This window comes from Desulfofundulus sp. JL263-se (assembly GCF_056316025.1).
Genome location: NZ_CM149993.1, coordinates 528,111 through 548,822, shown reverse-complemented (window position 1 = coordinate 548,822; position 20,712 = coordinate 528,111). Strand labels below are relative to the sequence as shown.

Annotated in this window: 29 protein-coding genes; 18 read left to right on the top strand and 11 right to left on the bottom strand. The window is 47.9% G+C overall.

The genetic code is table 11. The features are described 5' to 3' along the window. Positions 1-82 precede the first annotated feature (82 nt). From ACX4JR_RS02805 to ACX4JR_RS02755, 11 genes are all read right to left on the bottom strand, one after another. Complete coding sequence (locus ACX4JR_RS02805; protein WP_476059540.1) at positions 83-271, bottom strand: DUF5662 family protein; 189 nt, start codon at positions 269-271, stop codon at positions 83-85. Positions 272-274: 3 nt separating this feature from the next. Continuing rightward, positions 275-550 (bottom strand): hypothetical protein, encoded by a 276-nt coding sequence (locus ACX4JR_RS02800; protein WP_476059539.1) that lies wholly within the window; start codon positions 548-550, stop codon positions 275-277. Positions 551-570: 20 nt separating this feature from the next. Further along, a complete protein-coding gene (locus ACX4JR_RS02795; protein WP_476059538.1) occupies positions 571-942 on the bottom strand; it encodes a hypothetical protein in 372 nt (123 codons plus the stop codon). Between the two features lie 124 nt (positions 943-1,066). After that, positions 1,067-1,324, bottom strand: a complete 258-nt coding sequence (locus tag ACX4JR_RS02790) for a hypothetical protein (protein WP_476059537.1) — start codon at positions 1,322-1,324, stop codon at positions 1,067-1,069. Positions 1,325-1,517: 193 nt separating this feature from the next. After that, a complete protein-coding gene (locus tag ACX4JR_RS02785) occupies positions 1,518-1,994 on the bottom strand; it encodes a deoxycytidylate deaminase (RefSeq protein ID WP_476060456.1) in 477 nt (158 codons plus the stop codon). Between the two features lie 9 nt (positions 1,995-2,003). Beyond that, positions 2,004-2,738 carry an FAD-dependent thymidylate synthase gene (gene thyX / locus ACX4JR_RS02780; protein ID WP_476059536.1) on the bottom strand — a complete coding sequence of 245 codons (735 nt, stop codon included), beginning with the start codon at positions 2,736-2,738 and terminating at the stop codon, positions 2,004-2,006. 3 nt (positions 2,739-2,741) lie between these two features. Next, positions 2,742-3,263 carry a nucleoside triphosphate pyrophosphohydrolase family protein gene (locus ACX4JR_RS02775; protein ID WP_476059535.1) on the bottom strand — a complete coding sequence of 174 codons (522 nt, stop codon included), beginning with the start codon at positions 3,261-3,263 and terminating at the stop codon, positions 2,742-2,744. Between the two features lie 172 nt (positions 3,264-3,435). Further along, positions 3,436-3,723, bottom strand: a complete 288-nt coding sequence (locus ACX4JR_RS02770; RefSeq protein ID WP_476059534.1) for a nucleotide modification associated domain-containing protein — start codon at positions 3,721-3,723, stop codon at positions 3,436-3,438. Next, on the bottom strand, positions 3,681-3,899 hold the full coding sequence (locus tag ACX4JR_RS02765; RefSeq protein ID WP_476059533.1) for a hypothetical protein: 219 nt from the start codon (positions 3,897-3,899) through the stop codon (positions 3,681-3,683). Before ACX4JR_RS02765 ends, ACX4JR_RS02770 begins: the two co-directional genes overlap by 43 nt. Further along, positions 3,880-6,198: a phage/plasmid primase, P4 family gene (locus ACX4JR_RS02760; RefSeq protein ID WP_476059532.1), complete on the bottom strand. Its 2,319-nt coding sequence runs from the start codon at positions 6,196-6,198 to the stop codon at positions 3,880-3,882. The genes ACX4JR_RS02765 and ACX4JR_RS02760 overlap by 20 nt, the downstream gene beginning before the upstream one ends. Before the next feature lie 11 nt (positions 6,199-6,209). Beyond that, entirely contained in the window at positions 6,210-6,386 is a 177-nt protein-coding gene (locus tag ACX4JR_RS02755) for a helix-turn-helix domain-containing protein (RefSeq protein WP_476059531.1), read from the bottom strand. A gap of 138 nt (positions 6,387-6,524) precedes the next feature. Here ACX4JR_RS02755 and ACX4JR_RS02750 point away from each other — a divergent pair, with 138 nt between their 5' ends. The 18 genes from ACX4JR_RS02750 to ACX4JR_RS02665 all read left to right on the top strand — a co-directional run bounded on the left by ACX4JR_RS02750 (position 6,525) and on the right by ACX4JR_RS02665 (position 20,707). Next, positions 6,525-6,824: a hypothetical protein gene (locus ACX4JR_RS02750; RefSeq protein WP_476059530.1), complete on the top strand. Its 300-nt coding sequence runs from the start codon at positions 6,525-6,527 to the stop codon at positions 6,822-6,824. A gap of 93 nt (positions 6,825-6,917) precedes the next feature. Next, positions 6,918-7,607 carry a hypothetical protein gene (locus ACX4JR_RS02745; protein WP_476059529.1) on the top strand — a complete coding sequence of 230 codons (690 nt, stop codon included), beginning with the start codon at positions 6,918-6,920 and terminating at the stop codon, positions 7,605-7,607. After that, on the top strand, positions 7,573-7,986 hold the full coding sequence (locus tag ACX4JR_RS02740) for a hypothetical protein (RefSeq protein WP_476059528.1): 414 nt from the start codon (positions 7,573-7,575) through the stop codon (positions 7,984-7,986). The genes ACX4JR_RS02745 and ACX4JR_RS02740 overlap by 35 nt, the downstream gene beginning before the upstream one ends. A gap of 5 nt (positions 7,987-7,991) precedes the next feature. Beyond that, on the top strand, positions 7,992-9,713 hold the full coding sequence (locus tag ACX4JR_RS02735; RefSeq protein ID WP_476059527.1) for a terminase large subunit: 1,722 nt from the start codon (positions 7,992-7,994) through the stop codon (positions 9,711-9,713). Between the two features lie 13 nt (positions 9,714-9,726). Further along, positions 9,727-10,065, top strand: coding sequence for a hypothetical protein (locus ACX4JR_RS02730; RefSeq protein ID WP_476059526.1), 339 nt, complete (start codon positions 9,727-9,729; stop codon positions 10,063-10,065). Between the two features lie 27 nt (positions 10,066-10,092). Continuing rightward, entirely contained in the window at positions 10,093-10,833 is a 741-nt protein-coding gene (locus tag ACX4JR_RS02725) for a hypothetical protein (protein ID WP_476059525.1), read from the top strand. 13 nt (positions 10,834-10,846) lie between these two features. Continuing rightward, positions 10,847-11,644: a hypothetical protein gene (locus ACX4JR_RS02720; protein ID WP_476059524.1), complete on the top strand. Its 798-nt coding sequence runs from the start codon at positions 10,847-10,849 to the stop codon at positions 11,642-11,644. A 96-nt stretch (positions 11,645-11,740) separates the two neighbouring features. Beyond that, on the top strand, positions 11,741-13,696 hold the full coding sequence (locus ACX4JR_RS02715; RefSeq protein ID WP_476059523.1) for a DNA adenine methylase: 1,956 nt from the start codon (positions 11,741-11,743) through the stop codon (positions 13,694-13,696). Positions 13,697-13,945: 249 nt separating this feature from the next. Then, positions 13,946-14,218 carry a hypothetical protein gene (locus ACX4JR_RS02710; protein ID WP_476059522.1) on the top strand — a complete coding sequence of 91 codons (273 nt, stop codon included), beginning with the start codon at positions 13,946-13,948 and terminating at the stop codon, positions 14,216-14,218. 12 nt (positions 14,219-14,230) lie between these two features. Further along, positions 14,231-14,407, top strand: coding sequence for a hypothetical protein (locus tag ACX4JR_RS02705; protein ID WP_476059521.1), 177 nt, complete (start codon positions 14,231-14,233; stop codon positions 14,405-14,407). 35 nt (positions 14,408-14,442) lie between these two features. After that, positions 14,443-16,407 (top strand): portal protein, encoded by a 1,965-nt coding sequence (locus tag ACX4JR_RS02700; protein WP_476059520.1) that lies wholly within the window; start codon positions 14,443-14,445, stop codon positions 16,405-16,407. Beyond that, positions 16,400-16,663, top strand: a complete 264-nt coding sequence (locus ACX4JR_RS02695) for a DUF6582 domain-containing protein (protein WP_476059519.1) — start codon at positions 16,400-16,402, stop codon at positions 16,661-16,663. The genes ACX4JR_RS02700 and ACX4JR_RS02695 overlap by 8 nt, the downstream gene beginning before the upstream one ends. A 63-nt stretch (positions 16,664-16,726) precedes the next feature. Continuing rightward, entirely contained in the window at positions 16,727-16,927 is a 201-nt protein-coding gene (locus tag ACX4JR_RS02690) for a hypothetical protein (RefSeq protein WP_476059518.1), read from the top strand. 53 nt (positions 16,928-16,980) lie between these two features. Continuing rightward, entirely contained in the window at positions 16,981-17,811 is an 831-nt protein-coding gene (locus ACX4JR_RS02685; RefSeq protein ID WP_476059517.1) for a hypothetical protein, read from the top strand. Between the two features lie 15 nt (positions 17,812-17,826). Continuing rightward, entirely contained in the window at positions 17,827-19,005 is a 1,179-nt protein-coding gene (locus ACX4JR_RS02680; RefSeq protein ID WP_476059516.1) for a phage major capsid protein, read from the top strand. An 86-nt stretch (positions 19,006-19,091) separates the two neighbouring features. Further along, on the top strand, positions 19,092-19,451 hold the full coding sequence (locus tag ACX4JR_RS02675; protein WP_476059515.1) for a hypothetical protein: 360 nt from the start codon (positions 19,092-19,094) through the stop codon (positions 19,449-19,451). After that, positions 19,451-20,047, top strand: a complete 597-nt coding sequence (locus ACX4JR_RS02670) for a phage adaptor protein (RefSeq protein ID WP_476059514.1) — start codon at positions 19,451-19,453, stop codon at positions 20,045-20,047. Before ACX4JR_RS02675 ends, ACX4JR_RS02670 begins: the two co-directional genes overlap by 1 nt. Positions 20,048-20,059: 12 nt before the next feature. Then, complete coding sequence (locus tag ACX4JR_RS02665; protein WP_476059513.1) at positions 20,060-20,707, top strand: phage adaptor protein; 648 nt, start codon at positions 20,060-20,062, stop codon at positions 20,705-20,707. The last annotated feature ends 5 nt before the right edge of the window (positions 20,708-20,712 follow it).

Sequence of the window (20,712 nt, the reverse complement as noted above, 5' to 3'; positions counted from 1 at the left end):
TCAAATTTTTCTCAAACAAAAATACCCTGGAAACCGCTTGTGGTGTGGGTTTGCGGTGCCCAGGGCAGTGGTTTTGTTTTTGTTAACGTAGTCCTAGTTGTTCTTCAATCCACTGTCTGGTTTCTTTGTGTAAAACCATTTTGTCTTTGTTTGCCTCATACCATGCTTTTGTGTTTGGCTTGCCTTGTGCTTTCCCGGCCCCTCGCCAGTCGGCTAACATTTCCTTGCGGTAAAGCCTTAAAACATATAGCAAATGCTTTAGGTGCTTCATGAATCAGCCCTCCGCCAGTTCGGACTCTATGCCCATTACTTCGCGCATTGACTTGTTACCGTGGTCCCACGTACCCTTGCGCCTTTCTTCCTCTTCAATCATGTCGGCGACCTTTCCGGCGTATGGTTCGTCAATGTTAACTACAAGGTAATAATTGACGCCTTTGCCTTTTGAGTGGCGGTATTTAGCAATGTCGCGACAAATCTTGTTCAGTAGCGCAAGGTCATGCTCAGTGAGGGCTTGTTCAATGTCATCTGTTTTTAAAACGAGGTATTTCAATATAAAGACCTCCTTTGTTCTTATTTAATACCTGGGATATTACTAATGATGTCCATGAGTGCGTAGTATTCCGGGTTAATTAGGTGTTTGACACCGCTTATTAGCTCAGCTGGAACTGCGGCTATTGATACGAGTCCTATTGCGATTAGCAATATTTGCAGTATAACCCATTGGTCTTTTTCATCATAGGAACATTCATTAAGTTTCTCATTTACTTTCGGGAATAATTTAATTACTGAGAAAATTACTAAGACACCGATAACTGAGATAGCTAAATTTCCTACACCGTTGGCAATGGCCTGCTTAACAAAAATCTCCCAAACTTTCTCCGCAGGACCGCTTAGTTTCTCTGCCAGCTCGTCAAGGACTTTTGCTACTATCGTAGAATCCATGTAATCACTCCTTATTACTCTTGATTGTTATAAAACCTAAAGGACCCCGGCGGTCGAGGAGGCGTATCTTCCTTTCCTTTAGTTTTTACCCGGGACACCTGACCCGCCGGGGTACACCGGGTAGCTATACAGGACGTATTGTTATGTTGATTTCAAAACCGTCTTGTATTTCTTCCGACTCGGTTCCGCAGCAACTTGCACAGGGTTGATTTGCTTTCAAGCACTCCATGAGTTGCTTGTATGCTTCTGGATTTTGTAGAGCTATTTCTAACTGGCTGACTATATTGTCAATCAGAACTAGCTTTGTGGTGTCGCTGTAGTTGTTTAGGTTCAACACTCTTCGCAGTTCCTTGGCAATTTGCGCAATGAGTAATTTCTCCACTACATAGCACCGCCTTTACTGGCTTTTGTCAGCTTTCTTCATTCTGTACTTGAAGTAATTTGATTTGTGGAGCTCGCAATATTTTTGTCTGCCCGACAGCGGGATAAATACCCTACCGCAGAACTCGCAACGCCTTGGTTTGTGGTTTGTTACCAGGTTACCGGGGAGTCTCGCTGGCATGGGCGCTCACCTTCTAGTCGTGGTAACCGTCGTCTTCTCCGTAGGGGTCTATTTGGTGATTTGGTTCCTTGAGTATTTCGTTTATCTTGTGAGGTGTCACGCCCTGGTCACGCAGGTATTTCTCAACATCCTCGCCGCCAGGATAGTCGTCGCGGTAGAAAATGTGTGTAATACCGGCTTCGACGATTGCCGCAGCGCAGTTCATGCACGGTTTGTAGGTGCAGTACATGGTGCCCTGATCGGTCTGCATACCTGTGCGTGCTGCTTTTATTATGGCTGCCACTTCAGCGTGGATTACCGGGCACTCCCTACCGGACCAGTCGCCTGGTTTCTTGCCTTCGCGTGGGCAGTTGTCGCAAATGCTCTCATCAACTCCGCTGGGAAGGTGGTTGTGGGCTGCAACGTCTCTAGCGCTGACACTTACTATAACGGCGCCGGTTTTTTTCCGGTGGCACTTTGACTTTTGGGCCTCTTCCTCTGCAATTCTCATCCAGAACACTTATACGGCCCTCCTTACGTATGGTTGTCCGCACGGCTTCTGTTCCTGGCACTGGCCGAACTCGCATGGCGCCCCGCAGAGGTTGAATATTAGCGGCCACCTTTCGCGGAACTCATTTAAAATGGTCTGTGCAAGCTGTAGGGTAACAGGGGTGTTGCGCTTGCATACCCGGCGCTGTAGCCAGTTAAACCACGCCCAAAAGTTTCCTGATAGTATGGTGTTTGCTTCTGCGGCGTTTGGTAAAACCTGCCGTGCGGTCGCCTTTGCCAAAGATAGTGCTTCTTTTTCTGGCATTCCCTGGTTCAGCAGGTTCTTGTATGTACGGTCGCGGTGCCAGTTGTACTCTAATTGTAAGAGTTCCATAAGCCATTTAAACCGCTTGGCCTGCTCTTCGTCGTACAGCATGACTGTCGGTATAAAGTATTTGAAGTCGCGGTGGTCAACGTATTGTTGCGATTGAGTTACCGTTTTAACAAACGCATGGGTGTTTAGCTGTGTTAGGCACTCGCGGGTTACGTTTACTGCGACTGTTGCGTGCGCACTGGCGAGGACTGAGAGGTGTTTGGATTTGATGCAGTGTTTTAATATTTTCTCAGTGTCCTCGTCAGTTAATTTGTTTATTATGGTTTCTGCGTCTTCAGGGCTGTAGCATTGCTTTGCTGTTGCGGCGCAAACTTTCTCGGCGTTTGGTGTACAGCTGAGTATGTGGACTTTCATTTTGGTTGCGGTTGCCATACATTACGCCTCCTTTGGCCACATAATGGTTTTATTATCCTCAACCTCAACGAACCTAACTTGGCCGTCGTGGTTTTTACCAAACCACTCGCTGACGGGTCTTGTCCAGAGCTGTCCGTCCTCGCTGATGTAAAGCACTTCCTCATTAATTGGGTCCAAATTAAGGACCCGGTACAGCTTACCGTTCCTACTGTTGCGGTATAGGCCCATTATCTTGATAACCTTATTCTTTGGGGTTTCATTGGGGAGATACCCACGCTCTTTCATCTTATTGGTGTGGCGTTTCATTATTTCTTTAATGTCTACGTTGAGTGCGTACACTACGCCGCACGCGGCCTGGGCTACGTCCATGGCCTCCATGCAGACCTGATTTACAATGTCTTTTGGTACTTCCTTCCTTTTTCCGGTGGCACCGGTGAGTAGTCCAACCTTCTCGGCCAGTTCACCGGCTTCTTCCATTACTTGTAGTGCTTGTGCGAGTGGGGATGTATAAAGTTCGTGTTTTAATGGTTGGAAGACCAGCATTGATTTACACTCCTTACTTCTTGCTTGCTGAGATAGCCCAAAATAGTCCTGCAATAGCGAACTTACCCCAAGTTGGGGCGATGGTAATTCCCCAAATTATGCAAATCATGCCCGATATAACACAGATAATTTCAAGGGCGTTGGTTAACATTCTGATTTTGGACAACCTGTCTTACCCCCTTATATTGCCTTCTGATTCCATTTGTTGCCTGTAGCGCAGTTCCAGTACGCAGTAGCCTATTATGTCCTTGATGGTATCAATAGCGGTTTCGCTAACCATACTGCCGTTGGAGTCAACCCGGCGGATGCGGTTTAGCTTGTCGGTTATCCGCACGTAAAAGGCTACAGGACCGTATTCTTTGCGTAGTTTGTCGTAGCTGTTGTCGTAGTCGCGGTTCTTTTTCTCCAGTAGCTCGGCTATTGGGTTGAGGATTTGTTTAAAGTCGCGTCTTTTCTCCATATCCACCCTCCTTCGTGAATTTCGGTTACGCGGTCAAGCAGTTTATTTTTCTCAAAGTAAGTGGCAACACGGGTAAATTCAGGTTCGGGGAGAAACACAACACCACTTTCGTAGTTGATGGTGAATGTGTTGATACCAAGGCGTTCGAGTAATTTATCAGGTCTGATTGTGTTCATTTGCTTGTACACCTCCGGTATCCACAAGTTGCAGGTGTGATGGTCTGACGTAGTACAAACCGTCTCTCTTGCGTTTCTTCTTTATTCCCTTTTGCGCGAGTCTTTTACCGAAAGCAGTTTGTGTTGGTGGCGTATCTCCGTAGTTTTCGGCGTACCACGCGCAGAAGTACCTGTACAGCTCCGAAGCCTTGACCTCACCTCCCTTACCGTCGGTACATTCTTCAAGGAAGTGGTGTACCGGGTCGCTGTATGCTCGGTATGCTTTCTTGTCTTGTATGATCGCTTGCGAGGGCTTCAATCCTTCGGCCTGCCACTTCAAACATCCTCGTACAGCCCACGCCAAAATCCCTGGAAGCTCTGCCAAGAGCTTCTTTTCCAGTGTTTTGTCCTCGCGCCCTAAGAAACTGACGTTGAAAGGTATACATATTACCCTGCTCCAAATGCCTTCGTCTGTTCCCTTGATTACTGGCAGGTGGTTCATTGCCAGCCATATCTTGTACTGCGGTATGTATGTGAAAAATTCTCTGTGCAGGAAGCGTGCTGTCACCGGGTCGCCGCCGGTTATCATTTTGATTCTGGCCTCATTAAGTGCCTTGCTTTCGTTGGTTTCCGACGCAGTAACGAACCTTGCGCCGGCGAGCATTGCCAGGTCGTTTGTGTTGGCACTTTTGTTATCCATTTCAAATGTAGAGAAAGGAGTATTCATTGCATAGTCGCCGAGCGCGTGGCTTATTGCGGAAAGGAACTTCGATTTACCGTTGCGACCGCTACCGTGGAGAAGGAAAAACACTTCTTCTGATATTAGCCCCGTAAGGCTGTAGCCTACTGCTCTGTGGATGAAGTCAATTAGCTCATCGTCGCCGTCAAATATTTCTTGTAGAAACTGTTCCCACCTGGGAGCTTTGGCGGACGGGTCGTAGTACGTTCCGCAGCACTTTGTAATGTTATCCTCTATGCGCCCGGGCCTCAGCTCTCCGGTGCGCAGGTCTACGACACCGTTCTTTACTCCCAGCAGCATTTTGTTCTGGTCCCACTGGTCTCCGGGTGTGGATACAGGGTGTATGTTCTGTGCCATGCTGATTGCGGAAACTATCCTGGCCTTGTTTTCTGAGTTTGCTGCCCACGTTGCTATTTTCTGCTGTTCTTTCTGTTCAAGGTTTTCGTCCAGGGATTTTTTCCACCAATACTTGGAGATGTCGAGTGCAAGGCGGAATACTTTTCCGTCGTTGTCCGGTGCCCAGCGGTGCGTGCTCCATACGAACCACGCCTGTCTTCTGTGGTCATAACGCAATTTGTCTCCGTGCAGGTCAACTAGAAGTTGAGCGTTGCCTGCGTCTGTCCGGTGATACTCCTTCCGTATGCTTTTCTTTCTGATGTGTGTAGCGGGGCTGTTGGTTATTTCTCCGTCCTCATTGACATTTACGGTGCCGAAGCACTCTTGTATTTGTTCCTCGTTGCACCCGAGCGTGACGCACCGCACTGGCGGTACCGGGTCGTCTTTCTGCCTGTCAATTAGCCCCTCCAGCCTGCTGTCGCTGCGGTTGTCGTGCTTGTGAGAACTTTGTGAGAATTTCCGCGCTAGTTCCTCATACCCGGCAGATACCAGTAGGCTTATCCACAGGAACCACGTTTCTTCATCTATTCCACTCTCTTGCTGTACGGTCCAATCCTCTGCGAATTTAGGGCATTTTTCATATAGCTTGTTCAGCGGGTTGGATTCATTTGCTCTGGTCATAAGTTTTATTATCCAGCTTGGGGCCATTGCGCAGTCTATGTCCCAGGGGCTTCTGCCCTCTACCCATTGGTATGTGCCGCCGTTTACGTGTACCGATGGGGGCAGTACAGTCTGCTGGCCCTCACCGAGCAGTGCTAATTCCTGGTGGTTGTTCGTCCGGTCGGCTATGGAGAATTTCTTCAGTGTAAGCCCAGGTGGTATGCGGTATATCCACCGGTAGCCTCCACCCGGCGTGGTAAACTCCCATGTTTTTGGCAAATCGCCTTTTGATTTTTCGAGAAGTAGTTGTCTTCCTTTTTCACCGTCAGCGTCAACGCCTATAAACCCTGATATGCTCCCGAAGGGCATACCTATATTGGCGTTGGGGTATGCACTTTTCCACTCATTGATCTGTTCTACGGTGGGGATTTCTCTGTTTGGCCATCCTTTTTGAATGGGGCGTTTTCCGGGGTTATTGCAGTTTTTTAGGTGGTGCGCTGGCATATTTGCATGGTCTGGCGGGCAGATGAGGATGATAGGGATACTTTTCTTTACGTACTCTATGGCTGCGTCGAGCGGGCGCAATTCACATCACCTTACTTCCCAGTGGCGTTTGTCTTGTTTTGCAGGTATTTTTGGAGTTCTTCTTTATCCACTCGCCAGCCGAAAGTCATTTTGTAGCCTGGCAGCTTACCTTTGCGGAGATGTTTTCGGAGGGTCCACTCGCTGATTTTTAATATTTTTGCTGCTTCTTTGACGTTGAGAAGTTCCATGTCGTCATGTACCTCCGTGTGCTTTCATGTGTTGTGTAATTCAATCTTAACATTTGTGATGTCACGTGTCAATATGTTACGACTTGTGATGATTATAATTGTGTGGTACAATGACCTCAAAACGGGAGGAGAGATGCTGTGGCTACGGCAAGTGCTGCTAGAGATGTTATAATCACCTGTCATTTCTGCGGAGAGGTCATGCTGTACCAGGGGAGCGACTGGCATTTCTGGAAGTGTCCTGTCTGCGATACTGAAGTCTGGCCTGGAGATGATAATAGCGAGAGTGAGGACAGTTTTATTTCGGAGGCCCATATTCTCGAAGTGTATTTGGAGGACGTAAAGAGGCGTTATGTCAGGAAGGGGCGTAGTAGCAGGCGCTCAAAGAGGTTTGGACGAAGGAAGGTACCTCCTCCGCTGGATTGGCGTTATAGATGTTGACAACTGTCCTCAGATATACTATGTTATAAGTATAGAGACGTCACATAATGTGGTACTCCTAGTGGTGACACTTGAAGCGGCAGGTGGTTGTTAGTGGCCAGGAAAATACCGCCTCACTCTGCCGCCAAAAAGGTGGACGATATAACGTACAAACTGGACCACGCGAACGGGTGGTTTCCAGACGCGAAACTCCATAAGAGATACGGTTACTGGTACGCGCCTAGTTCTGAGATATATAAGGAAGCAGTAAAACGTGGTATCCCTCCTGAATTGATGATTGATGAGGAACTTTATTTTCAACGAAGCGGCGGTGTAGCGGCGTACCGGTTGTTGTTTGCGTGCTATAAAAAGGGCTTGAGGATGTCCGATGTGTTGACAGCTGCGGACAACACTTTTGGAATGAAAGTAAATGCGATTACATGGAAGAACTTTTTGGAGGGATACGTCAAGATAGGAAGGGATACAAAGGCCAGGTACAGGTACGCCGGAATTTCTCTTGGCTATTTGATGACAGTGTGTGAAATACTCGACTTCCCGATAAGTTCCGTGTTCAGGACAGTTCGCATGGGTGGGATAGCCAACCGCCCGGAAGGTAGAGGGATTTACGGGGGGTTACATAAGATAATAGAAATGCTTGACGACGCCGACCTAGCAATGCTGGTCGGCGTCGGTGTTTTTCTGGCTACAAACGATGAGAAGATTGTAAGAGAAGGCTTCGACCATCTCTTGGCCTGGCGGGGTGAGCAGCGTGGAAAAGAAGCAGGTACCAGCGCTACAACCTGAAGTAGAAAAGGTTGTTAACTACGTAGACAACTTATACAGGACAAGCAAAAAAGCGAATGTCTCGTTGAAGAATGTCCTTTCCGTGGTTGCAGACGCAGAAGAATTTTTGCGCTACTTTCGGGATAGAGTCGCAGTAGAAGCCGCCGTCAAGCACGTGCCAGAGACCATAGAAGCGCTTGCGGTTAAGGCCAAGCAGGGTAATGTTGATGCCGCTAAGGTACTTCTGGAGATTACCGGCTCGCTGGGCAAAGGAGCTAAACAGCAAGTGAACATAGCCAACCAGATTAACCTTTCGGTGGAAGAACTAAATGATCTCAAGCGCGAAGTGTTGGGCAACCAGACCGAGGCAACGGAAACCGTAGACGTGCAGGTGGATTGATTTTTATGGTGGGCACTGCGAACATTTCAGCTGAAGAACTGGTAGCCATATCCCGAAAACGTGCAAAGAAATTCCGGTATTTCGCTGAGAACCACCTGAAAATCAAGTCGGTTGATTTCAGGCTGATTCCGTTCAAGCTCAACAAAGCCCAGCAGTACATAGACAGCCTTATTGAAGAAGACGTACGTGCCAACAAACCGGTACGTGTAATTATTTTAAAGGCACGGCAGGAAGGGGTAAGTACGTATGTTGAGGGCCGTCTTTTCCACCTTGTGCACCAGACTCCCTTTGCCGTTTCCATGGTGGTTTCTCACGATGACGACAGTACCCAGCACCTGTTTGACATATCCAAGACCTACTATGACTTCCTGCCCAAGTGGATGAAGCCTACTACTCGGTATTCAAACCGCAAGGAGATTTATCTTAACTACTTGGACGGCAACCCTCTCCGGTCGCAAATGGTGATTGAGAGCGCGCTGTCCAGAAGCATTGGTCGTTCCTGGACGCTGCACGGCCTTCATATTTCCGAACTGGCGTTCTGGCCACCGAGAACAGCAGGGCCGTTGTTACGCGGCCTTCTCCAGGCTGTGCCGGAGATTCCAGGAACGATGGTGTTTATAGAATCCACTGCGCAGGGCATTACAGGAGAGTTTTATACACGTTTTTGGGACGCCTGGAACGGTAAGAGTGGTTACCGTGCCATATTCATCCCTTGGTTTTGGGAGAAGCGTTACAGCAAGCCGTTGGATAAAGATATGTACCCGACGCCAGAAGACTTCTTTAAGACACTTACTGACTATGAGTTGAAGTTAATGGAAAAGCACGGTGTAACTCCGGAGCAATTATTCTGGCGGCGGTGCAAGATAGCCGATGACTTTGCCGGGGACGAAATGGAGTTTGCCCAGGAGTACCCGGCTGAGCCTGAAGAAGCGTTCGTCAGCACAAGCAGGACTATATTTAACAAAGTTACCCTGCATGAGATGCTTCAATATGTTAAGGAGCCGTCGCGGTTTGATTTCGATTCAAAAGGCAAGCTGGTACCATTTGATGACGGCTACCTGCGAATTTGGGAAATGCCTAAGAAAGGACATTTGTATTGTATCGGTGCTGACGTGGCAGAGGGCCTTGAAAAAGGCGATTACTCTTGCGGGCAGGTTATAGATGTTCATACGCTACACCAGGTAGCGGAGTGGCACGGTCACTTGGACGCGGACCTGTTCGGGAAGGAGCTATGTAAGCTCGGTAAGCTCTACAACGACGCTCTACTGGCAATAGAATCCAACAACCACGGCCTGACGACAATTAATTCTGTAGTACGTGAGGGTTATCCTTACGTCTACCGGCGTAGGGAATATGATACGGTCACTGGTGAGTACACGGAGAAGCTGGGCTGGCAGACAAACTCTAAAACCAGGCCCTTGATGATAGACGCTTTAAATGAAAAAATTCGTGAAAAGACGATTCAAATAAACGGTAGGGAGACAATTCAGGAGTGCTTGACATTTGTCAAGGACGCTTCCGGGCGCATTATAGGAGCCGAAGGCGATAACTACGATGACCGTGTAATAGCACTGGCAATAGCAGTTAAGGTATGGGAGGAAATCCCGAAGGTCAAGCGCAAAGAGTCTGAACAGGAAAAGAGACATTTATCCCGTGAAGAACGTATATGGCGCGGTTTGCTTGAGAAAAAGCGGCCGCGCCATGATTTTTTAGGCGAGCTCATGTAGGGGGTATGTGAAAGTGGGTTTGAACGACTTTATATACAATTTCTTTAAGAAATTTAATGATAGTGGCGTTGTGGATTCCGTGCTTCGAGGTACTGCCATTGTAACCGCTGGTAGAAAAACCGATGCTGATACCACGGACAGGGTGATTTCTACGGATGGATTCAACCACGTCAGTATTATAAACGACGGCCCTGCCGAGCTTCGATTGGCGATTGATGCCGATTCGACGGCAGGAGAAAACATTATTTATGTGAAGACTAGCGAAGTTTTTGAGGAGTTTTTGAGTGGTAAGGAACTACACTATTCGATTGCCAGCGATAGTTGCTCATTCAGATACTTGTTGCGTCGTTAGAAGGGGGTGTTGATGGAGGTGGTTTAGATGGGTTGGAGGAAGCTACTGCCTCACTCAATAGGTGGTGAGATAGCACTAGGCAACTGGAGGGCCAGGTATAACGAAAAGGAAGATAGCATTGACATAGAACATCCGAGTGATGGGATTCCGTACATTAAGGACGACACGGTCTTTGCGGGAGCTCACCATTATACCGAAGTTAGTGGTGGTGTGCTGCAAATCGAGCAGTGGCCCGGGTGGGACGACACGACAACTGCTCAGGATGAAACATACGCACTGGATAATACAACAGCATGGGATGATGTAACTGACAACGGCGAGGTCTTAATTGACTACCTTTTCGGTGCAATGTTTGCAATGACATCTTATGAAGGAATTGCAATCTTTGAAGCAGATGCAGTTGCTCTTTCCAGTGTTGGTAGGTTTAATTCCAGTTTGATTGAGTGGATAATAGCAAGTCAACCGGTTGACACCGTTGTTACTGTACAAACATCGGTCTTTAATAGTAATTCCTGGAGTGATTGGCTGGATGAAGTAAGCGGTACAGCGATTGAGAGTATGCCCGCCTCTGGTACTGATTTAGATAAGTATAGTGTCAAGTACCGTGTTTTGTTGCAGGCTAATTCATCTGGTGAGACACCGACCATATCGGAGGTAAAGTTAACTATTAATAGTGAGAAACATTTCCGTGTATTTAGTGACGGTACGTATAAGGAATCGTCACATATAACTGCCAACGTGATTGCTAATGCAACTGAGAATCTCTAAGGGGGTGTAGTTTTTGGCTACTATAACTCTTGGGACGCTACGTGATTACTGGAAAAAAGTAGCAGATTGGATTGACGGGTTAACTAACCCTGCACCTGTTGAACTAAAAGGCAGTACAGCGTTATCAAAGGCAGGACTTGGGGCGAATGTAGCCCAAGCATTCACACATGTCAGCTATGGTATAAACGGAAATTGGGATGTTAGTGGTAGTGCTATAGCTGCAGGAACAAGTGAAACTATTCTCGATATAACAGGATATGGAGTATTACATTTTGCAAGACTCCAAACATTGCATTCAGCATATCCTAGATTTGAAATTGCATTAGATGGTAATGTTGTTACGTCATATTATGGAAACGCATTTAGTGTTTATACGGCTTTCGAAAGCGTTGGTACGATTGGCCCTGTAGAATTAGCACGGTACGATGATACTAATAACAAATATGTTTTAATATGGCACCTGCATAAATTGGGCGCATTTGGAACATCTGCTAAGGTTAAACTTGTAAATACTGATTCTGTTGATCAAGAGGCTTATGTAAGTGTTTTTTATGCTGTTGGTTCGTCAGAAAAACGTTCCTATGCAATAGAAAATCCTTCAGTAGATTCTAAGGATATTCATATGAATATCCTTGCTACTCTTAATTGTGCCTTTGATGAAATTACAGTAGTTACATCAGTCAAGTGGTCAGAAGATGGGGTAGCAAGGTCACCAATTATTGATGTATATTTGCGTTGTCTTATGACAGATGAAAAACGCACTATATTGGATTCGATGCTGGCCGATAAATACGGAGCAATATTATTATAGTAGAACCATATCATTCAATCTTAAACTAACGGGCCGCGCTAGTTGAAAACCGCACTGGAGTCAGTGCGGTTTTTCTTTTGGTGTGGGGTGGTGTTTGTGCGTGCACCCTTTCCTTATTACGGTGGGAAGTATTACCTGGCAAAGAAAATCGTTTCTTTAATGCCCGAACACCGCTGCTATGTGGAGCCGTTCGGTGGAGCGGCTAACGTGTTACTTAATAAACCACCGTCTCCGATTGAAGTGTACAACGACCTGAACTGTTTTGATGCTGAAACGGAAGTCCTTACTGACCGTGGATGGTTATTCTTTAGTGATTTGAGTGGTAGTGAGCGAGTTTTAAGTATTGATCCGGATACAGGAGTCGCTGATTATTTTCCTATTACGAATGTGTTTTCTTACGATTATGATGGTTATTTGTATTTTTACGATAAGGCAGTTAGCTTTGCTATTACGCCTGAGCACAAATTGTTGGTTCAGCGGCCACATTGGAAACGTGATAAGTGGCAGTTGGAGAAAATATCTGATTTGTGTAACCACGTTGGGAATAAGACATACAAGGGCGGAGGGAAAAAATGTACTAGCGGGTTTAGATTAAGACGTGATTTTGTTTGGCGTGGTATAGATTTGGATGAGTATACTGTTCCTGAAGTTAGGTATGTACAAGGAAGTATTCGCACGAAACCACGAAGAATTTTTGATATTAGACAGTGGTTGGCGTTTGTTGGGTGGTTTTTGAGTGAGGGTAGTTTGCGTAAAGGTCCACATGGACACATCAATACAGTAGTAATTTCACAATTGAAAGATAATGGTCGAAAACATATTCGTGAACTACTTGAGGAGATGCAACTTAATTATCGGGAATGTGTATCTGGGTTTGTTATTTTTGATAATCAGATAGCACTGCATTTAGCTGATATATGTTATTTGTCTGGTGATTATTCCAGTTATAATAAAAAAGTCCCTGATTTTGTCAAAGTGCTAAGTCCGGAGCTTATTATGGTGTTTTTGGGTAGTTATTTGGAGGGAGATGGGTGTACAAGACGTTTTGTAGGTAAGAATACCGTTAGCGTTGCAGATGTTTATACTACTACGTCGCCGCAGCTGGCGGATGATATACAAGAGTTGTTGTTGAAGGCAGGTTTTCCTGCTACAGTACACAGGTATTCTAGCGGTGTTGGAAGGACGACGGTGGTGAATGGAAGGTCATGTACTACGCGAAGGGATGTTTATGTAGTTTATCGTGGTAATCGGAGAACGTCATTTTGTAAGTTTAAGGATATTAAGTTAGTTCCATATAAAGGAAAGGTATATTGTTTAGAAGTTCATCCTTTCCATACAATGCTTGTTAGGAGGCACGGTAGGGCTTTTTGGTCCGGTAACAGTGAAATAGTAAATTTCTTTAGAGTGTTACGAGAGCGCCGGGATGAACTCCTGGCGCTTCTTCGTTTGACGCCATATGCCAGGGCGGAGTTTGTGCGGTGTCTGGAACCAAGCGATGATCCATTGGAGCAGGCCAGGAGGACTTACGTCAAACAGCGGATGGGTTACTCCGCGATACAGACACTTACGCCCGGCAATTGGAGATGCTCTAAAACGGTTACTTCCGGCGGGAAGGCTAAGGCAGTCAACGAGTTTTATACGGGAATAGATAACCTGCACGCTATAGTGGAAAGGTTCCGCCGCGTGCAGATTGAGTGCTTACCGGCTACTGACGTAATAAAGCGGTATGACGGGCCGGATACACTGTTCTACATTGACCCTCCTTATGCTATGGAAAGCAGAAATGGAAACAGGAATGTTTACATGCTGGAAATGACCGATGATGGGCATGAGGAACTGGCATCGCTTCTCCACAACATTAAAGGAAAGGCATTGGTAAGCGGTTATGATTGTCCTCTATACAACCGGTTGTATGCCGACTGGGATAGGGTTGAATTTAATACGGTTGCATGGGCAAGGAGAAAAGAGGGTGGAGAGAAGCGGACCGGCAGGACGGAAGTGATTTGGGCAAATTTCGAGTTACCGAAAGGTGGTAAGAATGATGGAATTTAAGAATGGCAGTTCTCTTAACTCCTGCGTTATTTGCGGCAGGCCGCCAGCAGACGGTTACATAGATGTCAACATACCCGGCGTTAACCTGCTGGACATAATCTGTCGTAGATGCGCAGAGATGATAGCGAAGTGCTATAACAAGAAGTTTCCGCCAAAGGCTCCCAAATGTGTCTGCCCCGAGTGCGGAAAGGTCTGCGCGAACGAGGGAGCGCTTTTCAACCACATGAAGGTACATAGAAACAAGGGGGAGTGACACTGTTGTTCGAGTACGTTTGTGTAGGAGCAAATATTTTCATAGTTGTGGCAGTCATTGCATTGCTGCTTTGGCGTGAGAGGGAGTGGAACAAACACTTTCTCACAATGCACGAAACCTACCAGAAAGTAGTGGATTCGCTGCTCGACAGGCTGATGGCACGCGATCTGCCAGAGCTGGTACAGTCCAAGGCTTACGCTGAACAGCAGAAGGCAGAGAAAGATGTTATGGGTATTGAAGAATTTGCGGAGAGGCTGGTTGGCAGTTAGGGGGCGGTATCGTTGCCCGTAAGAAGTAAAGCCCAGCTCCGCTGGTTATTTTGGGCTGAAGAACAAGGAAAAATTCCAAAAGGGACTGCCCGCAGGTGGCTAAATAAGACTAAAAAAGACGTTGATAAACTGCCGGAGAGGGTAAGTAGGAAAAGAAAGGCTATCGAGAGGAGATTGAAGCGGAAGTAGGTGGTTCTATGCCGCAGCTGGTTTCGCTAGGTCCAATGCTGGAAAGAATCTCACTGCTGACCGAGCTTAAAAAGAAGTATGAATGGGCTAAAGAAGCGCGTCGCCCTTACGAAAAGCAGTGGCTTGTAAATATTGCTTTTTATCTCGGCGAGCAGTGGATTTTCGTCAATAAAACTACCGGGCAGATAGTCAATGCCAAGTCTACCATGCCTCCACATAAAGTAGCTATCGTAGTTAACCAGGTTCAGCCGGCGGTACGTACCGAGCTGGCGAAGCTCACCAAGCAACGGCCGGTGTGCCAGGTCGTGTCTAATTCCAGTGACTTTGATGACCGTGACGAGGCACGTGTCAAGAACGCTATTCTTGACCACATCTGGAGAAAGATTAAGCTGGACAACACTACAAAAGAGGCGCTCTTGTGGGCGCTTCTCACCGGAAACGGTTATCTGCTTCCTTACTGGGACGCAGACGCCGGTGACAGGGTAGTCGAGTACGCTGTTCAAAGGGATGAATTCGGTAACCCGATAACCGACGATGAAGGAAATCCCATTCCCGTAGTTACCGACGATGGTAGTTATGTAATCGAAACAGACTTCAATATCGGTGAAGTAGCGGTGGATTCTGCGGGGCCTTTTGAGATTTACCTGGACCCGCTGGCAAAGAACGTGAACAGCCTGCGCTGGTTTTTCCGCGAGCGTGTGATGGAAATATCGGATGTTGAAGATACTCATGGTGTGCGTGTTTCCCCAGAGCCGGTGAGTGTACTTACCTACCTGGATAACCGGATACTTGGAAGCAAGAAGGTTGAGGGTAAGAATGTCTGTGTAGTTCGTGAGTATTGGGAGCGCCCCAACAAGCGCTATAGAAACGGCAGGTATGTTGTCTATGCCTCGGATACCATCCTTTACGCTGGAGACAATCCATACGCTGACGCCAATATTCCTTTACCGATAGCAATTATTCAGCACATTCCGGTGCCCGGTAGGATTTACGCGGACAGCGTTGTTACGCAGCTGGTTCCCGTGAACGTGGAATACAACAAATTAAGAAGTCAGTTGATTGAAGCGAAAAACCTTACAGCATTTCCGAAGGTATTGACCCCGAAGGGGTCTTTATTTATTACGCCTACTTCCAGACCTGGCGAAGTGGTGGAGTATAACCCGTCTTACGGCAAGCCAGAATTCTGGACGCCGTCGCCAATACCGGCTTATGTGATCAGGGAGCTTGACAGGGCCAAGGAAGAAATGATTGAGATAAGCGGGATACATGAAGCTACCAGGGGGGCAATCCCGTCGAACGTGCGGTCTGGCGTGGCTATCGCCTACATTCAAGAACAGGACGAAACTCGTTTAAATGTAACGGCGCACTCCTACGAGGACGCAATTGCTATGACGGCGACGTACATTCTCCGCCTGGCAAGAAAATATTACGTCGAGCCGAGGACGATGCGGATTGTTGGCCCCGACCGCAGTACCAAGGTAGTACAGTTCTATGGCAGGGATATACCGGAGGATGCCGACGTTCATGTTGAAAGCGGTTCCTCCCTACCCAAGTCGGTTATAGCCAAGCAGCAGATGTTGCTTGACTTGTGGAACGCGCGTGTGATTACCGACCCTGCCGTTCTGCTCAAACTCATGGAGTTCGGCAACCTGGAAGACCTGTACCACGATGCCGACCTGGACATTGACCAGGCAAACCGGGAAAACGACTTGATGACTGCCGGCGAACTGCCTCCGGTTGAGGACTTCCACGTGCACGAGCTTCATATCAGGGAACACAACAAGTTCCGCAAGACCGAAAAGTACGAAAAGTTGCCGTCGCAAATCAAGGCTATATTTGCTCAGCACGTGGAAATGCACAAGCAGTTTATGGCACCTCCTACCGCGCCGCCGGTGCCGGGCATTCCCACACCGCAACCTGCCCCTGGAGCGGTACCGGAAGCCACGCCTGATATGACAGGTACCACGCCACCGGCTGAGGGAGGTGAGATGGGTGGCTGAGATACATGACAGGAAAGATGTATCTGAAGCTGATGAAAAGCGTGCTGTGAAGAAGTATGGCAACGTGAAGTTTGCTGATAGTACGAACAAAAAATACCCGATTGATACGCCGGAGCACGTCCGCGCGGCATGGTCGTATATTCACATGCGCCGGAATCGAAAGTTTTACACCAAAGAAGAGCTGGAGAAAATAGAAGCTACCATACGCGAGGCGGCCAAAAGGTTTGGTATCAAGCTGAAAGAGGGAGGTGGTTAGGTTGGGATAGTTTCCATCAAAAAGATTCAGAAGAAAATAGATACGTTTGAAGAAGTTCCAGACTTGATCAAGAAGGTGTTGTACGAAGACGACGAAGAACAGCCAGAAGGTGAATTATCGCTGAGGGGTTTTGATTTGCCGGGAGTTACTGTTGGTAACACGGTTACGTTGAAGGTCACCGGCGAAGTCGAGCGAATGTCAAAGTCTACAGACGGTAGATTATCCATAGGGATAAAGGTTAACAGCATAGAGAAAGTCAAGTAAACGCCCTACCCATGCTGGAGGGGCGTTTTCAATTTTTAAGGGAGGTTTGATTTATGGGTGATGAGCTGAAGCAAATGCCTACCGGCGAAGAACAACAGACCGCCGAGGGCGACCAGCAGGTATCCTTGTCCCAGCAAGACACTGGGAATGATGAAGGCCAGCAACAGCAGGTACCCCCTGAAACAGGGGAGCCTGTATACGAGATTGATGGGAAGAAGTACACCTTAACCGAAATAAAACGCTGGCGTGACACCAGGCCCAACTTGGAGAAGTATTACTACACCAAGCTAAACGAGCTGGCTCAGCGCGAGAAGGAATTACAAAACGCTGCCGCTTTGTATGACTACTTGAACCAGCACCCTGAAGTCGCCCAGCGGTTGCTGGAGTTCGTCAATCAGGGTGGAGAATTGCCTACGCAAATGCAGGGCGAGACCACCGACGAATACCTGGCACGGCTGGAAAGGATTGAGAGACAGCTTCAGGGCATACAGAGCAAGTTCCAGGAAGATGAAGCACGTCGGCTACAGAGGGAAGCCGACGAAGCACTTGCCGCTGAAATCAAGCGTCTCAAGGAGAAGTACGGCAATGATAAGATACTGCCGTTTGACGAGGAACAAGTCCTGCTGGAAGCATACAACAGCGGCATAATGGATCTGGAGAGGGTATATAAGCAGCTTCGCCATGACGCTATTGACATCGAGAAGTTGAAACAGCAAGCAATTCAAGAATACCTGAATCAGAAGAAAACTACCCAAACTCCCAGGATGCCTGCAACAGGCGGTGGCGGTGGTATTCCAGGTACCGGTGGACATCCACCCAGGACATTCCTGGAAGCCAAACGCTCCGCGTTGCAGCGTCTTTTGGGGAGGCGTGAGGGAGAGTAAAGGAGGGAATTTATAATGGCTGCTAATCTTTCTGCGTATGACGCAGTCCTCAAAGAAGACTACGCTCCCGCGATTGTGGAGCAGTTGAGACAGGCAAACATTCTGCTTCAGCGTATAGAGCGCGACGAAGAAAGCGTGGAAGGTAAGGAAATTTATGTGCCTTTGCACACCAAAAGAAATGTCGGAATAGGCGCACGTGGCGAAAACGAAACCCTGCCTGCTGCCGGTGCGCAGGGGTACGCCGTAGCAAAATTCCCAGTGCGGTTCCACTATGGCCGTATCGAGGTTTCCGGTCCCCTGCTGGCGGCGTCCCGGAGCAACAAGGGCTCCTTCGTGCGTGCACTGGACGCTGAAATTCAGGGGATGGCCAATGACTTCCGCAAGGACATTAACCGTGCTCTCTACGGGAACGGTTTGGGCAGGCTGGCGAAGTGCGGAAGCATGGCAGCTGCCGGTACGACTATCCCTGTGGATTCGCTGGACTACCTGGATGTTGACATGATAATTGACATCTACCAGGCTGACGGTACTGCACTGGCTACCGGGCGTAAGGTTACCGCAATAGACCCCGATTCCAACCCAATGACCATTACTATTGACGGTGCTGATGTGCAAACTGCGGACACTGATATTGTTGTACGTTCCGGTGCCTACGATAGAGAACTTCATGGCCTGGAGGCCATTGTCAACAACACCGGTATACTCCAGGGCATTGATTCCAGTCTGGCGGCCAATCGCTTCTGGAGGGCCACTGTGCTGGATAACGGCGGTACCAACCGCGCTCTCAGTGAGGTGTTAATGCAGACTGCCTTCGACGCCGTGGAAGACAACGACGGTAGGGTTACTCTAATGATTTGCGATTACGGTATCCGCAGGGCTTACCTCAATCTGCTCACCTCACTGAAGCGGTTCTCCAACACCTTGGAGCTGGAGGGCGGCTGGAAGGCGCTAGACTTCAACGGCAAGCCTCTGGTAGTGGACCCGGATTGCCCTGGCAACCTGATCTACTACCTGGACGAGCGTCATCTGAAGTTCTACCAGATGAACGACCCGTCCTGGGCTGAGGAAGACGGTGCCGTACTGCACCGCGTCAGTGGTAAGGACGCTTATGAGGCGTTCTACTACTGGTACGTTGAGTTCGGTACCGACAAGCGCCGTGCACATGCTGTACTCAAAGACATTACGGAAGCCTAATTGCAGAGGGGCCGACACTAGGTTGGCCCCTCTTTCTTATTATCAACAGCAAATTAAAAATGTTCTAGGAGGTTGGTGACTAAGTGATGCGTCTAATTCCGGTTGAAAACGATGTCTACGATATATCGCGCAGGGTTAGGGAGTATGACCCGGCACTGCGTGTTTATTATAACCGCAAGTATAAGAGGTTTGAGGTCCACGACCTGCGAGCCAAGGGTAGCACATTCGTCATGGCTGCTGATAGGTTAGACGCCAGGTTGCTGAGACGCTTGCGTGCAGCCAGCCTGGAAAACCGTACTGCTTCCGATATTCTGCGCGACCTGGAAGAAGAAGAACGCAGGCGCGAGCGCCGGTGGCGTGCGAGGATAGCTGGTATTGCTATGGGCATGGCCGACGACCTGCGCTTTGCCGGTAATGTGGTTTCTGGTTACGGAGGGTCTGGATAATGACGTTAGCCGAAATGATTACAGCTGTAAGGTATAATTGTGACTTTAACGACGACTTCGATTATATATCGGCGAAGCGATACCTCAACGAAGCGCAGGTTGAGCTTGCAATGCTCTCTGCGCAGATTTCTAACAGCAAAGTAGCGCACCCGGGAAGGGTGGCCGACTTCTCACTGCCCTCTGACTGCTTGATAGTCAAGGAAATAGCTTGGGAAACGCTTTCAGGTGGAAGGAATATTCTTGCAGTAATGGATGACATTGTTCCTCCTACCGAAACCGAAGGTACTCCAGTTAGGTATATGCAGAAGGACGGTAATACGTACACGCTGATTCCCACCCCGAATGAATCAGGGTACTTGGTATTTGGGTACATAAAGCGCCCACAGGAAATGGCTGATGATGATGATACTCCTTCCCTTCCCGATGTAGACAATATTTTGGTGGCTTATGCCACTTGGCGGTATTTGCAGGACGTAAATGATTCGTCTGCTAAGAAATGGATGGACATATATTACAGCTTGCGTGATCAGTGGATGACATTTGATATAATGCGCAATCCTAGAAGGCGGTTTATTAAGGAAGATGACTGGTGGTAGGGGGTGTGTTAAATGAATGTTGCGGACGTAATTGCGATGGCGCAGACACAAGCACAGGAGGTTTATGATGACCCAACGTGGATCAAGTATATAAATGCAGCCCTGGACGACTTAACGCCTGTTGCTAAGATTTTGAAGAAAAAAGAAGGTATTGCTGTTAGTACTGACGCAGACGGTAAGGCCAGTATAGATATATCGGGAGACGCTGACTTGTCTAAGGCACATGAGTTTCTGAAGGTGTACTTTACTCCCACCGGCGGGACGATGAGGGAACTGCGTAGGCTCCCCCTCTCGGATAATGTTTCTGAAGGGTGGAAATTGACCGTAAACGTGATTGATTTACAAACTACGGACCCTAATGACACTGGCGCATCGGTAAGGGTGGATTATTATCAGAAACTCCAACACGTATCCAATCTGGCCGACGATTTAGAGAGCCACAGCGGGTTACCGTCCCAATACCACAATTTGGTTGTTCTCTATGCTGTTGCCAAGTCTCAGCAACAGGAAGAAGAGTTGAATGATAAGAATGACGCTTATAATGAGTACCTCCTTGGTAAGAGTCAAATGGCTGTTGACCGCATTTGGATGATGGAGCCTCACATGAGAAAGTACATCAAGAGAGCGAGGATTGCGTCTTTGATAGGCTCTCAGGAGTAGGAGGG